Origin of the sequence: Lysinibacillus sp. RS10, assembly GCF_041956855.1 — a bacterium.
Taxonomy (GTDB): domain Bacteria; phylum Bacillota; class Bacilli; order Bacillales_A; family Planococcaceae; genus Lysinibacillus; species Lysinibacillus xylanilyticus_A.
The window spans coordinates 673271-688091 of record NZ_CP167122.1 but is presented as its reverse complement, the minus strand read 5'-3'; the positions used below and the strand labels follow the sequence as shown (position 1 = coordinate 688091).

General features: G+C 37.5%; 13 protein-coding genes. 1 reads left to right on the top strand and 12 read right to left on the bottom strand.

From position 1 onward, the window contains the following. Positions 1-82: 82 nt before the first annotated feature. From ACB089_RS03530 to ACB089_RS03500, 7 genes are all read right to left on the bottom strand, one after another. Complete coding sequence (locus ACB089_RS03530) at positions 83-1645, bottom strand: fatty acid--CoA ligase family protein (protein WP_374965323.1); 1563 nt, start codon at positions 1643-1645, stop codon at positions 83-85. A gap of 142 nt (positions 1646-1787) precedes the next feature. Then, positions 1788-3722 (bottom strand): FtsX-like permease family protein, encoded by a 1935-nt coding sequence (locus ACB089_RS03525; RefSeq protein WP_374965322.1) that lies wholly within the window; start codon positions 3720-3722, stop codon positions 1788-1790. Beyond that, positions 3694-4470, bottom strand: coding sequence for an ABC transporter ATP-binding protein (locus tag ACB089_RS03520; protein WP_068985996.1), 777 nt, complete (start codon positions 4468-4470; stop codon positions 3694-3696). The genes ACB089_RS03525 and ACB089_RS03520 overlap by 29 nt, the downstream gene beginning before the upstream one ends. Before the next feature lie 12 nt (positions 4471-4482). Then, the gene (locus ACB089_RS03515; RefSeq protein WP_374965321.1) at positions 4483-4917 is read right to left on the bottom strand and encodes a hypothetical protein; all 435 of its coding nucleotides are present in this window, start codon (positions 4915-4917) and stop codon (positions 4483-4485) included. A gap of 11 nt (positions 4918-4928) precedes the next feature. After that, complete coding sequence (locus ACB089_RS03510; RefSeq protein ID WP_374965320.1) at positions 4929-5912, bottom strand: sensor histidine kinase; 984 nt, start codon at positions 5910-5912, stop codon at positions 4929-4931. Continuing rightward, a complete protein-coding gene (locus ACB089_RS03505) occupies positions 5912-6616 on the bottom strand; it encodes a response regulator transcription factor (RefSeq protein WP_374965319.1) in 705 nt (234 codons plus the stop codon). The genes ACB089_RS03510 and ACB089_RS03505 overlap by 1 nt, the downstream gene beginning before the upstream one ends. A gap of 1005 nt (positions 6617-7621) precedes the next feature. Beyond that, entirely contained in the window at positions 7622-8614 is a 993-nt protein-coding gene (locus ACB089_RS03500) for a lipoate--protein ligase (RefSeq protein WP_374965318.1), read from the bottom strand. A gap of 143 nt (positions 8615-8757) precedes the next feature. Between ACB089_RS03500 and yhfH the strand changes: the two genes are divergently transcribed. Continuing rightward, positions 8758-8883 carry a protein YhfH gene (gene yhfH, locus ACB089_RS03495; protein ID WP_012292204.1) on the top strand — a complete coding sequence of 42 codons (126 nt, stop codon included), beginning with the start codon at positions 8758-8760 and terminating at the stop codon, positions 8881-8883. Between the two features lie 296 nt (positions 8884-9179). Here the strand turns inward: yhfH and ACB089_RS03490 are convergent, their stop codons facing one another. From ACB089_RS03490 to ACB089_RS03470, 5 genes are all read right to left on the bottom strand, one after another. After that, positions 9180-11369: a YhgE/Pip family protein gene (locus tag ACB089_RS03490; RefSeq protein ID WP_374965317.1), complete on the bottom strand. Its 2190-nt coding sequence runs from the start codon at positions 11367-11369 to the stop codon at positions 9180-9182. A gap of 147 nt (positions 11370-11516) precedes the next feature. Then, entirely contained in the window at positions 11517-12089 is a 573-nt protein-coding gene (locus ACB089_RS03485) for a TetR/AcrR family transcriptional regulator (protein ID WP_374965316.1), read from the bottom strand. Positions 12090-12213: 124 nt separating this feature from the next. Further along, positions 12214-12747, bottom strand: coding sequence for a FixH family protein (locus ACB089_RS03480; protein ID WP_374965315.1), 534 nt, complete (start codon positions 12745-12747; stop codon positions 12214-12216). Positions 12748-12750: 3 nt separating this feature from the next. Continuing rightward, positions 12751-14139, bottom strand: a complete 1389-nt coding sequence (locus ACB089_RS03475; protein ID WP_374965314.1) for a sensor histidine kinase — start codon at positions 14137-14139, stop codon at positions 12751-12753. Next, the gene (locus tag ACB089_RS03470; protein WP_374965313.1) at positions 14136-14819 is read right to left on the bottom strand and encodes a response regulator transcription factor; all 684 of its coding nucleotides are present in this window, start codon (positions 14817-14819) and stop codon (positions 14136-14138) included. Before ACB089_RS03470 ends, ACB089_RS03475 begins: the two co-directional genes overlap by 4 nt. Between the last annotated feature and the right edge of the window lie 2 nt (positions 14820-14821).

Genomic DNA, 14821 nt, shown 5'->3' with positions numbered 1-14821 from the left:
CTACTCGACGCTCTCCACAGAAAAGCGCGAGAAATCAACGTTTCTAAAATTGATTTCTCGCGCTTTTTCAGGTTTTGAGCAGTTATGTCCTAGCCCCTACTTTATTATCTTTTAATGAACGACGCAAAATTTTTCCTGTCGTATTTTTCGGTAATTCATCCATAATTTCAATTACTTTAGGAACCTTGTATTTCACCATATGTTTTGCACAGTATGCAAAAAGGTCGTCTGTTGAAGTTGCATCTGCATCTTTCAAGACAACATATGCATGAACTGCCTCTCCTAAATTAGGATCTGGGAAGCCTACAACTGCCGCTTCTACAATATTATTATGAGCAAAGAGTACTTCTTCAACCTCTCTTGGATATACATTAAATCCGCCTACAATAATCATATCTTTCTTACGGTCAACGATGTAGAAGTATCCTTCTTCGTCAACTTTAGCTAAATCCCCTGTATATAACCAGCCATCACGTATAGCTATCGCTGTTTCTTCAGGCAATTTATAATAGCCCTTCATAACATTAGGTCCTCGAACAATTAGTTCCCCTACTTCGCCAACAGGCACTTCTTGACCATTCGCATCCACTACCTTATTTTCAACATTGGAAATGTTTGTCCCAATAGAACCTGCTTTACGATCACGATCCAACGGGTTAAAGCACGTCACCGGTGAAGCTTCTGATAAGCCATAGCCTTCCGAAACACGCACATTAAATTTCTTCTCGAAATTATGTAATAGTGCTACAGGTAAAGACGCGCCACCTGAGATCGCTAGGCGTATTGTTGAGAAATCTTCAGGGTTGCATTCTGGTAATTGATACAAGAAATTATACATAGTTGGTACACCTGCAAAGACTGTTGCTTTTTGTTCCTTTGTTAAATTAAAGACTTCAGCTGGACTAAAACGTGGTACAAGTAAAACTGTTGCTCCACTCAATAAAGGTGCATTCACGACAACAGTTAACGCAAATACATGGAAAACTGGTAATGTAGCAATAATACGATCATTTGCTCTATAGCCTAAATAATGCGCCACATCTCGAGCATTAGAATAGACATTTTCATGAGTCAGCATTGCGCCCTTTGGAGTACCTGTTGTACCTGAAGTATATAAAATAATTGCATTATCGTCGTCAGCTACATCTATTGGTTGGCAAGAGCCCGATGCACTGGCTATAACTTGTGAAAACAAATGCGTTTTTGCCTGTGCCTCTTCAGATAAAGTAGCTACTTTTTCAGCAACATCTGCTGTTGTTTCACAAACAACAAATGTTTTTACTTGTGGGAAAGCTTGTACACCCATTTCTACTAACGGAAGAAGTGCATCAAGAGCAATAACAGCTTTTACATCACCATTATGCAAAATATATGAAATTTCATCCGGTGTATAAATTGGATTAATCGGGATTGCGGTTGCCCCTATACGCATTGTTGCATATAACGCAATTAAATAATGTGGTGTATTGCCGAGTAAAAACGCCACATGGTCCCCTTTTTCAACCCCTAATTGTTGTAACCCCTTAGCAAAGCGACCAACTGAGTGTTCAAACTCACCGTATGTCGTATCTTTCCCCATAAAATGATACGCAATTTTATCCGGCTGCTCTACTGCTTGTTGACGAACACATGAAACTAAATTCAATTACACCATCCCCTTATCGTATAAAATGAATCGTTATTCAGTAATATTATATAAGAAATATATCTAAAAGACAATGAAACTTTTTATTTCATGTCAAAAATTACGTCAAATAACTCATTTTTTTCTCTTTCACGCATTTTTGTCATGAACGAATATGCGAGATGTATCGCCAACGAATCAAATAAAAATAGATTACTTGTATTAAAACAAAAAAACCAAAAGCAAAGAAAACTTCTTTTACAATCGAAATATTAGCAATATCCTTTAAGATGCCTTGAACCATAATAAAAGCAAAGGCACTATGCATCATTGCAACACCCCACGGCAAGAAAAACTGTGGGAATAAATGGCGATTCACAAGCTTTTTGAGCTCTGTATCTGTTAAGCCCATTCGCTTTAAGACATCGAATTTACGCTTTTCTCTTTCAAGAGAGGCATGCAATTTAAAGTAAACAAAGCTACCTGCTGCTAATAAAAATACACTTGCTACTAAGACACCTACTAATGTAAATAATGAATAGGTAGCTAGTATATAAGAATAATTTAATCCTGCATTTTCAAAGTAATACGGGCTAAATTTACCCTTCTTTTCAATATATTGAGATGCTGTTAACTCGTCTATGTCCTGGCCGATATCTTTCGATTCTATCCACTGAGGAATATAGAATGTAAATAAGTGATAGGTTGGCTGCAAAACATCTTGATCGGCAATCGGCTTAATAAGCCTTGCAAAATCCTCGTCACTTATCACGATTGAATTGACGCTAACAATAGAGCCTGGGAATACTATTTTAGGATATACACTATCAATAGTTAACGGGATAGCGTTTTCTTCTAACACCGTATGCACAACTTTATTTTTTAATTTTTTCAAGGATTCTTCTGAATAGGGTATAAACACTGCCTGTCCTGAAGACAAGTCAAGTAATGGATAACTAAAGGACGACAGCAATACATTCATATCTGATTCTCTAAAGACTTCAACCTCATTATTAGTAAAAGAAGACGTTTGCTTTACAACAACAAAGCGAGATAAATGGTAGGACAGACCTTTCTCCTCTAATTGAATTCGTAAAGAGTTGATATGATTTCGTTCATACGGATTGTCGACATCTCCCTTATAGACAAGCCCTAGAGGATTTAAGCGATCATACTGTGTCGTATAAGAAGACATCGTTGCTAAAACACCGACAGATAAAAATGCCATTGTAGACACCATCGTTACAACAAAAAACATTTTCACATTATCCTTCATAATATGTGTTTGCTCTGCTAACGAAAGGAGACGATAGCGTTGCCAATGGTATTCGCGTTTGCCTCGAGCTTTATCTATAAAACAAGGTACTGTATCACTAAAAAAATAATATGTTCCAAAGGCTGCTGAAAGCGGGATTAATAATGATAAACCAATTAATGATGTATTCGACACGACAAATGCTAGCACATAGGCTGATAAAATAAGAGCAATACCATATACTGCACGTTTTTTCGAATAGGTTGAATCACTATTTAAATAAGCACTTTCCTTAATAAGGTCGCGTAATTTTCTTTCACGTGTAAAATACACACTGATAAAGGAAATCACTACAAAAGCACTTGTAAAGACACCTATTGTTAGTAAAAATGGCTGCCACGATACATACAAAGGCAACTTATCTAAATGTAAAATTTCTCGGACAATCATGAAAAAGAATTTGGAGAATGAGAAACCAAATATTATTCCAACAATAATAGAGGCCGAACCAATAATCATTGTCTCCAAAAAGACAAGCTTATTCATCTGGCGTCTTTCCATTCCTAGATGTAATAAAATAGCAAACTCATGGGATCTAGCCTCTAAAAAGGCACTCATCGAATAATATAAAAAGAATAATGTAAAAAGGACGAGCACAACTTCTGCACCGACCATCCCAATTAACGATACCTCTCCTAAAATTCCTCGTTCAATATCCGGATGAAACATGAGCATTGAATAGATAAAAAACACAGCCACAGAAAAAAAGCTAGCCATGAAAAAGGCACCATATATGCGGCTGTTCCGTACGACATTACGGTAAGCGAATTGTCGAAAGGTCACCTACTTGTCCTCCTCCTAGTAAGCTCAAAACATTTAATATTCGCTGGAAAAACATTTGACGACGATCATCTTTGTAAATTTCATTGAAAAATTCCCCATCTTTAATAAATAACACGCGATCACAGTAGCTAGCTGCAATTGGATCGTGTGTTACCATGACGATTGTCGTTTGTTTATCTTGATTGACTTTTGTTAAAAGTTCAAGTACATCACGCGAAGAATTGGAATCCAAATTGCCGGTCGGCTCATCTGCTAAAATGAGACTTGGGTTATGAATAAGTGCTCGACCAATAGCTGTTCTCTGTGCCTGTCCACCTGATATTTCATTTGGACGTTTATGCAAGAAAGAGTTTAAATCAAGCTTTTCCACAATGCTTGCAAGACGCTCCTCTATTACTTCTAATGGCTGTTGATCTAATGTTAATGGCAGCACAATATTCTCTTCCACGGTCAGCATATGCAAAAGATTAAAATCCTGAAAAACGAAACCAAGTTGTCTTCTTCTAAAGTAGGCAAGCTCTGTTGCATTCAGCATATGAGGATTCATGCCATCTACAATAATTTCTCCACTAGTTGGTTCATCAATCGTAGAAATGATATTTAATAATGTTGTTTTTCCACTTCCCGATGGACCCATGACTGCTAAAAACTCACCTTCCTCTACATCAAAGCTTAGCTGATTTAGCGCACGATGAGTTACTTTACCTTCATATACCTTCGTCACGTCTTTTATTTGTAAAATAGGCATACTTTATTCACCTTATTTCTTCATTAATTCCATAGATTCTGGTAAAAGCCATTGCAACACTACCTCAAAGCCAATTTGAAAATGTGGCTCTGTTAATGATATAGCGGACTCATTGCCATCCTCCTCCACTAGACTTAAGCAATGATCCCCAACAATTACATCCCAGGCATCAATTTCACCTTCGATAATTTCTCCATAAATCGTATAATGCCCACTATACATCACTTGTTCACCTTCTACAGGAAAAGCATTAAGTAAAGTTGGTTTATGTAAGTCTAGCCCTAGCTTATCTGAAAAATTCATGACTTCTTCATTAAGCAAAAGGCTAGCTTTTCGGAAATTTTTGCAGGATAAACATAGACAAACATCGTTATGCGATTCGTATAATGCCTCTGTTTTTTCAGTTTTGACATTTAAAACCCACTTATCAAAGTGTACTTCTTTCATCTCTGCTCCCCCTAATTCGTAAATGTCACTGTAACAATTGTTCCTTTCCCTACCTCTGATGTAATGATTAATTCATGACCGAGTTTTTCACAGATTTCTTTAGCTAAATATAAGCCCATCCCTGTAGATTCCCCGGTTTTACGTCCATTCTCACCAGTAAAAAAGGCTTTAGTGACACGAGAAAGATCGGAAGTTGGAATACCAATACCTTCATCACAAATGGCTAACTGTACGTAGTCATCCTTTTTAATGGCCGAAATCGCTATTTTTTTATTTGCTTCAAATGTATATTTAACTGCATTGGTTACGAATTGCCCGATAATAAAACGAAGCCATTTTGAATCACTCGCTACGATTATGTCATCCTCAATATGAATTTCTGGGAAAACTCGCTTTGTAATAAATAAACGTTTATTTTCATTAACAGTTGCAGTTACAATCGTCTTTAAAGCAACCTGTTCTACTTGCATATCCTCTTCAAAATTTTCTAACCGAGCATTTACAAGCACCATATCCAAGCCTCTGCGCAGGCGATCAATTTCCTCCTGCACATTCTTTTTATCGAGAGGACGCTCATCTTGTAATAACAGTTCAATAACAGAGATTGGTGTTTTCATCTGATGTACCCATTGATTAATAAACTGATCATGTCGTTTGTGGCCAGCATATAACGATTGGAGCTCATGCTGGTACAGTCGATATAGTTCATGCATATATTTCTCTACCTGTACCGCCTCAGGTGATTTAGCGTTTTTTTGTAACACATCCTCCATGGTTTTAGGAAGTTGCGATATTTTTAATAAATAACGTTGGCGCATTAAATAGCGGATCAGTAAAAATGAGGCTAACAACACTAAACTAATACAGAAGGAATAAATAGCCGTATCGACATTTCGAAAGCCATCCAGCCAATATAAGACCATGATGAAGCCGACTAAAAAGAACTGGAATACGATGAACGATGCGTAATCACGCAAAAATAATTTCCAGCCCACTATAACTCACCTGCACTTAATATAAAACGATATCCTGCCCCGCGTACCGTTTCGATAGATGACGCAATATGATAATCCGCTAGCTTTTTACGTACTCGTGTCATATTGACGTTCAATGTATTTTCATCAACAAATGCCTGATCGTCCCAAAGTTCTTCTAATAGTTGCTCACGCGTCACTACTTTTGGTGCATTGCCCATTAACAGTTCTAAAATGATACATTCTTTTTTCTGAAGAGGAATTTCTAAATCATTTTTATGAAGCTCCATTCTTTCTAAATGAAGAACAAGCTGTCCTTGTTTAATTGTTCGTTCCTCTTGCCTTACTGCATATTCACCATATGTACGACGCAAATGACTACGGATTTTAGCTAGTACAATCTCATAATTAAATGGCTTCGTAATGAAATCATCGCCCCCATTTTCAAGCGCGAATATTTGATCCATTTCCCCAGAACGAGCTGAAATAAAAATAATAGGACAAGTTGTATCTTGACGTAGTTGGCGACACCAATAGTAGCCATCATACGAAGGTAAATTTATATCAAGCAACACCATATGTGGATTAAATGCTGTAAATTCTTCAATGAGGTGGTCAAATTCTTTAATCGTTTCAACTTCGTATTGATATTTTCTAAGCGTTTCTGCGAGCAATGACGCAATCTTTACATCATCTTCGACAATAAATATTCGATGCTTCTCCATACAAAAACTCCTTTCTATTTATATTGTATCAAAAAAAGGTCCGACGACATAATTGTCAACGAACCTTTTTGTAGCAAAAGTTAACACGTAACGACTTATAGAAATCATTTGTACGGCTTATCATCAAAACGTGAGGTTGATTTCCGTTCCTGTTGGCGCTTTCCTGGGGGCGTCCGATGAGCCGCTTTTGTTGTTGCTGACGCTTCGCTTTCGCACAGGAAACATCCGCTTCGCTGCAGGGTCTCGGGCCAGCACGATGTTTTTTGCGCGAAAGCGTAGTGCTAACGTAGCGGCAGCAGCACCGATGTTGGTCACGAAGGCGTTATCACAGGACGTGATGGTTTTAGCCTTCGTTCCTCTATTGCTAATCCCCAAGGAGTCGCCAACCTCCACTTCAATCAACTAATTTGCATGGCCTATGTTTTAACAAAATGTCATCCCTAATTTCCGATGATGGACCAAAATATATTGGAAAATCACTTGCATGGCTCATACCAAAACATGAGGTTGATTTCCGTTCCTGTTGGCGCTTTCCTGGGGGCGTCCGATGAGCCGCTTTTGTTGTTGCTGACGCTTCGCTTTCGCACAGGAAACATCCGCTTCGCTGCAGGGTCTCGGGCCAGCACGATGTTTTTTGCGCGAAAGCGTAGTGCTAACGTAGCGGCAGCAGCACCGATGTTGGTCACGAAGGCGTTATCACAGGACGTGATGGTTTTAGCCTTCGTTCCTCTATTGCTAATCCCCAAGGAGTCGCCAACCTCCACTTCAATCAACTAATTTGCATGGCCTATGTTTTAACAAAATGTCATCCCTAATTTCCGATGATGGACCAAAATATATTGGAAAATCACTTGCATGGCTCATACCAAAACATGGGGTTGATTTCCGTTTCAACTGAGTGCTTTCCTGGTGGGCGTCCAGTCTCCACTCCAATCAACTTATATTCATGGCAATACGTTTTAACAAATCAATAAGGACATTTACCAACTTCTGCACAAGCTTTTCTTAATATACTAATTGTAGAAACTCTTCTGTCATAATTCCACCAAAATATGTTGGAATATCAATATCCGCTAATGCTTCAGCGATTGCAGTTCGATCATAGTTTGTCCCAACTAAACGTTGTTCAACATCTGCCATGTCGCCAACACCAAAGAAATCACCAAAAATATGTGCTTCTTCGATAATTCCATGATTCACTTCTAAGCGAATATCAATACCTCCAGTTGGGAAACGATGTGTTTTTTGAATATTGAAGCGTGGTGATTTGCCATAGTTCCACTCCCATGTTTGATAACGCTCAGCAGATAGCTTGTGTATATTTGTCCAATCTTCTTCCGTTAGCTCATAGTAGCGAATATTTTCTTCGCCACCGAAAATCGATTTTAAAATTTCTAGACGGAATTCTTCAACCGTCATCTGATCCTTTAAAAACTCAGAAATATTAGCTACTCGCGAACGAATCGATTTAATGCCCTTTGATTCAATTTTATCTTTCTTCACCTTTAAAGCAGATACAACAGCATCAATTTCTGTATCAAACATTAAAGTACCGTGGCTATACATACGGCCCTTTGTAGAAAATTGTGCGTTGCCTGAAACTTTACGTCCTTCCGCTAAAATGTCGTTGCGACCTGAAAGTTCAGCGTGAACACCTATTTTTGCAAGTGCATCTACAACCGGCTGTGTGAACTTTCTATAATTCATAAAACTTTCGCCATCATCTGTAGTGATAAAACTGTAGTTCAGGTTCCCTAAATCATGATACACTGCGCCTCCACCTGAAAGACGTCGCACAACAATTATTCCATTATCCTCCACATAATCTGTATTAATCTCTTCGATTGTATTTTGATTTTTGCCAATGATGATTGAAGGTTGATTTATGTAAAAAAGCAGCACTGGCTCCTTCTCAACATCCATCGTTTTCAATAAATACTCCTCAATGGCAAGATTAATGCGTGGATCATGAATCCCTTTATTATCAACGAATATCATAATTACATCTCCTCCTTCACAAAATATCCATATTTATTTTAACGCAAATTAGGCATTTAGTGTTGACGAAAAGCATCTGTTATAATACACTAGAAAATATCAGAACAGTAATAGTACAGATGAACTTAAAGGAGGAGTCCACAATGTTAGAAAACGTAGTTGAATTTTTCAAGAACCTACCTGCAAAACAATGCACAGAATGCGGTGAAAAAATTGAAGAACAAAGCGAATGCTACAGCAACACTTGTGAAAAATGTAACCACCTATAAGCATTTGCCTATTCTGTAATTGTCATATACGTGCCCCACACGTACTAATCATGACACCACTCATCATTTTTTGATGAACCCTTAATTAAATCTCTTACACTTACAAAAAACAACAGCTGATACGCTCATATCAGCTGTTGTTTTTTATATAATTTTTTTCACCTATGAAGTTCTTCCTTGGAGCTGAGCAGTTCCCATGCTACCCGAGCAGTTTTCCCTGACACCTTATTTAAAGCACTTGTCCAACCAAAAAGAGACACCCACCATACATTGGGTGGGTGTCAAAAGTGTTATTTTTAGTTTTCTTCGGCTACTTTTGAGTAACGTTTTGCATGTAGTAACATGAAATAACCGAATGTAATAGCTAAGAATACTACTAGGAAACCTAATAGAATTCCGTAGTTTTGCATTAAGAATGACATATCACCAGTAGAGATACATGTTTTAAATGCTTGAACAGTATATGTCATTGGCAATAGTGTATTAAATACTTGTAATGGTTCTGGAATTAACTCAAGTGGGAATGTACCCGCACTTGTTGTAAGTTGTAAAATTAATATAACAATCGCCATGAAGCGTCCTGGATCACCGAAAATGGACACTAACATTTGGATTAAAGCTAAGAAAACATAGCTTGTTAATAATGCTGTTAGGAAAAAGTGTCCTAAACTGTATACTTCAAGGCCTAAACCCCATTTTACTATAACTACTGTTCCTATACTTTGAATTAAGCCGACTGTTGCTAAAACTGAGACTTTACTTGTAAACCAAGCTGCACCATTTTTTGGACGAATTGCTGGTTCTACAAGTGGGAAAACGATAGAGATCATTAATGCACCAACAAATAAACCAAGAGAAATAAAGTATGGTGAGAAACCTGTTCCATAGTTAGGTACATGGTTAACAGATTCTTTTTCAATCTCAACTGGTTTACCTACCATCTCATATGTGTCTTTATTTACATGAACTTCGCCTGCTTTTTCACCTGCTTCACCTAATTCGCTAGATAAAGTTGATGTACCATTTGCAAGTTCAGATGAACCATCTGCAAGCTCTGCAGAACCTTGTGCTAACTCACCTGATTTTGATGCAAGTGTTGAAGTACCTTGATTCAATGCTGTTGAACCACTTGCTAGTTCATTTAAACCTGAAGCTAATGCTTTAGAACCTGTTACGGCTGTATTCACACCAGCATTTAATTCACCTAATTTTTGTGCAAGCGTTGCATTACCAGCTTGGAGACCTTTTGCTCCTTCGACTAATGCACCGCTTTTTGCTGTTAATGCATTAGCACCTGCTAACACTTCTCCTTGACCTGCTGCAATTTGAGTTGCACCAGAACTTACTTGACTAGCACCTGCTTGTAATTTTTCTGTACCAGCAGATAAAGAATTTAAGCCATTATGCACGCTGGCACTTCCTGCTTGTAGCTCTGCTAAAGTTTGCTTTAATGCTGCAGCTTCCTCTTCAGGTAGTGAAGCCATCATGCCTTGTAATTGATTGGATAAAGCAGTGATACCTTCTTCTACTTTTGCAGAACCAGCAGTTAATTGGTTTGCTGCACCATTTAATGCGCCTGCATTGTCAGCAATTGAAGCTGCACCTGAACTAATTTGTTGTTGTTTTTCATTAATTGTAGATAAACCTGCTTGCACCTTCGCTACACCTTGAGTATATTGCGATAAACCTTGCTCAAGGGTTGTTGCTCCAGTTGCTGCTTGCTGTGCACCTTTTTGCAACTGTCCAGTTCCGTCTTCTAATTTTACTAAGCCAGAAGATAAATCATTAGCGCCTTTTGCAGCCTCTCCAGCACCTTTAGTAATTTTATCTGTACCATTTGACAATTCAACTGTACTTGATGCTAATTGCTCAAGATAACCTTTTAAATCTTTCGCACCATTGGCTAAAGATTTGGCACCTTCATCTAGCTTACTAGAGCCATCAGCAGCCTCCGTAAAGCCATCTCCCATTGTTGTAATTGTATCAAATAAATTTTCTGCATAAGTAGTTGAAATTTGTGTATTTACTTCCGCACGTATCATTTCCATTGCTGAATCGCCAATTTGTGCACTTAGGAAGTTTAATCCTTCATTTGGAATATAGTTCATAACTAATTTAGAAGGTTTGTCATCTAATAACGTAGTGGCATGCTCAGAGAAATTTGCTGGAATTTCTAAAATCATATAGTAATCTCGACCATTTAAGCCTTTTTTAGCTTCTTCTTTGGTTACTTCAATAAATTTAAACTGCTCACTTTTGACGAGATTATCGACTAAGTCTTTCCCTACATCTAATTTAACTCCTGCCATTTCGGCACCTTTATCTTCATTGACAACAGCTACTGGTAAATCAGGTAGGCTTTTATATGGATCCCAGAACGCCCATAAAAACATACCTGCATACATAACCGGGATAAATAATACAGCGATTATTGAAACAAGCATTTTTCTTGTTTTAAAGATTTTCAGCCACTCAGCTTTAATCATAAGTTTTCTTCACTCCTAAACTGTTTGACCAAAAACGTCAGTTGGTCATTTTTATTCAAAAAAAAATCTAAACCCTCTTATGGGATAAATTTGCTCCTAGGCTTTCACTTGATTCAGTATTTTAATTTCCCTATTACCCCAACCGAATCAAGTTAAAATTAACCCACGGAAGATTGTTTCCTTGAAAAGATTCAGTATCTTTTCTTCTGGAATAATGTCGCCATGTAGCTCATGCCAATCAACAATAAATGCTAGATACGCCTTTAGCAACAGATAGCTTACTAATTCTGCATCACAGTCTCTGATTTCACCTTTATCAATACGTCTTTGAATTAACTCAGCAACATACGATAAAATTTCAGTCTCAATGCGAATTAAAACTTGTTTGACTGCCGGCGTTCGCAATTCTTTTTCCTCTTCTAATAACTTCGCAAATAAAAGATGTTTTTCACGGAACTGTAGCATTCTCATTAAAGCATTGTGTGCATTTTCCATAAAGCCTGCTGATGCATCCAACACTGCATCCGCCTCAGCCTTCATGTCTCGTACTAGTGACATGGCTATCTCTTGAAATAAAATTTCTTTATTTGCAAAGAATGTGTAAATCGTTCCTTTACCAACATTAGCAATTTTCGCCACTTGCTCCATCGTTGTCGCCTTGTAACCGAACAATGTAAAAGATTTTGCAGCTGCTTCAAGAATTTCCTGCCTACGATCCATTAGTAACATCCTTTCTTTGTTAAAGTTATGTACTTGTTTTGTACACCGAAAACGACAATGACCAGAAAACCATTTCGGTCATCTGGTCATTATCATATTCCTATTTGAAAAATAATGCAAGCATTTAGTGATGATTTTCTTCATTTTTTTCGTGTTCACTATGCTCAGCGCCATCTGATGTATCATTATCTTGATTCATCATGTTATGATCCATGCTATTACTTTCCTTTTCATCCTCTGGTAAAACCTTCGTCATATCAGGTTTCCCAGCTGTAATTTGTTGCTTCGGCATATTATGAATTCCATTAGCAGAAGTTGTATGAGCAAACATATAATAAACACCATCGTGGTCAAATGTAGTCGTTGCTTTATAAACGCCATCTTTCTCTAATTTACCGTCCATCATTTGGCTTTCATCGCGTTTACCAGATTCCCATACCTCAAATTGTACAACTGCATCATCCACGTTTTCCCCACCTTGTTCAACCTGCGCAGCAAGTTCAATCGTTTCATTAATTGCTACTTCTTTCGGTGTTAAAATTTCAACCTCTGGAATTTGAGGCATTTCTGGCTCTTTCAAATCTGCTGACTCTTTCTTGTCTCCGCACCCTACTAACAATGCAGGTACTGCGACTAATGCCAATAACCATTTTTTCATGTGTTACTCCTCCATTAACGGCAACATAATTTTTACAACTGTGCCTTTTTCAACTTCACTTGTAATGTCAATTTTACCATCTAACTGCTTCAACAATTGTTCAACAATCGACAAGCCTAGTCCACTGCCACCATCAGCTCGACCTCGTGCTTTGTTAACACGATAAAAACGCTCTGTTACATGCGATAAATCCTCCTGTGGAATACCGATTCCGTAATCCTTTATAGTAATTTGCGCATGACCATTATTTTCAATAGCCGTGATTTCAACTTTTGACTGCTCATACGAATAATTAATAGCATTTTCAATAAGATTAATAATAATTTGTTTCAGCTTTACTTCATCTGCTTTGATGATTAATGCATCATCAACATCTAAATGAAGTGTAATGTTTTTCTTTTTTGCCTGATGAGTTAATATTTTTTGAACCTCTCGTAATGTTTCGGCAAGAGGAATTGGATATAAAGTTATTTCTGCTTGTTCATTTTCCATACGGGCGAGTTGAAGTAGTTCATTTGTCAAACGTTCCATACGATTCGCCTCACGTACAATAAGCTGGATTGTTTCCTCTTTTTGATTTTCTGGAATAATGTTTTTCTGTATTGCTTCACTATACCCCTTCACATAGCTAATGGGCGTCCGTAACTCATGTGAAACTGTTGCTAAAAACGTTTTTTGAGCCTCATCCTCTTGTTGTATAGCCTCTGCCATTTTATTAAAGGTGCTGGATAACTTCCCAACTTCATCTTTTGAATGAACTGGTACACGTGTTCCGTAGTTTCCATATGACATTTGCTCAACAGCTCTTTGCAAATTGCTTAATGGTCGCATAATATGACGAATTCCTTTATAAATTAAATAGCTGATTACAATTAAAAAAATAAAGGCACTGACAAATAAGAAAATGACCTCATTATTTGCTAACTCACTAATTTTTACTAGAGGAAAATAAATATAAATAATCCCTTCAAGTCTATTTTGATCTACTAGTGGAAGTACTACAGAAATTAGCTTTCTATCAAATCGGGGCTCATAGCCGATTTTTTGCACATATTCACCTGCAAGTAATTGCTGTCGCTCCTCAGGGCCAATTAATGTTTCGTAATCAATATCAAACGGTACACAAGCACTTAGTTCACGTGGATTTCTTACTGCAAAAATATTCAAATTCGAATAATTGGCATAATGTTCAATATCTGCAATAAATTCATCCGTTACCTTACCACTGGTATACATAGTTTGTAGTTTCGTTCCAACTTCTACCATCATTTCTCTCGTGTCTTCTACATAAAGTCGTTCATATAAATAATCCGTCAGGACATACATAAAGAAAACGGTAATCATTAAAAATGCGAAGATTAATAACAAAATGCGTGTTGAAATCTTTCTCATTCGCCAGGATCAAAACGGTAGCCCACTCCCCAGACGGTTTGAATATGCCCCGCGGCTTCCTTTCCAAGCTTTATACGTAAGGTTTTTATATGCGTGTCAACCGTTCTTGTTCCCCCTACATAATCAATGTCCCAAATGCGTTCTAGTAGTTGCTCCCTTGTATATGCATTCCCAGGATTATTCATAAATAAATGCAATAGTTCAAATTCCTTTAAAGTAAGCGGAACACTTTTTCCATCTACAGATACCTTACGTGCAATCTCATCTAACTTAATAGGTCCAATCATCACATATTTTTGCTGCAAATCTACAATATTAGTACCGCTTCTTCTTAATACAGCATGGATTCGCGCAACTAGTTCATCATTTGTAAAAGGTTTTACAAGATAATCATCTCCGCCAAGTGTTAGACCTTTTACTTTATCCTCATTTGCATCACGTGCTGTCAGGAAGATAATTGGTACATTCGACATCACACGTATGCTTTGACAAACCACAAAGCCATCTTCATGTGGCATCATTACATCGAGTAAAACCAAATCAATTTTTTCGCGCATAATAATATCATAGGCTTCTGTACCACTTGCTGCTGTATAGGTCTCAATTTTTGAATTATTGAGCATCATTTCTATTAAATTACGCATATCTTGTTCATCATCAACAATTAATACAGTTGTCACAT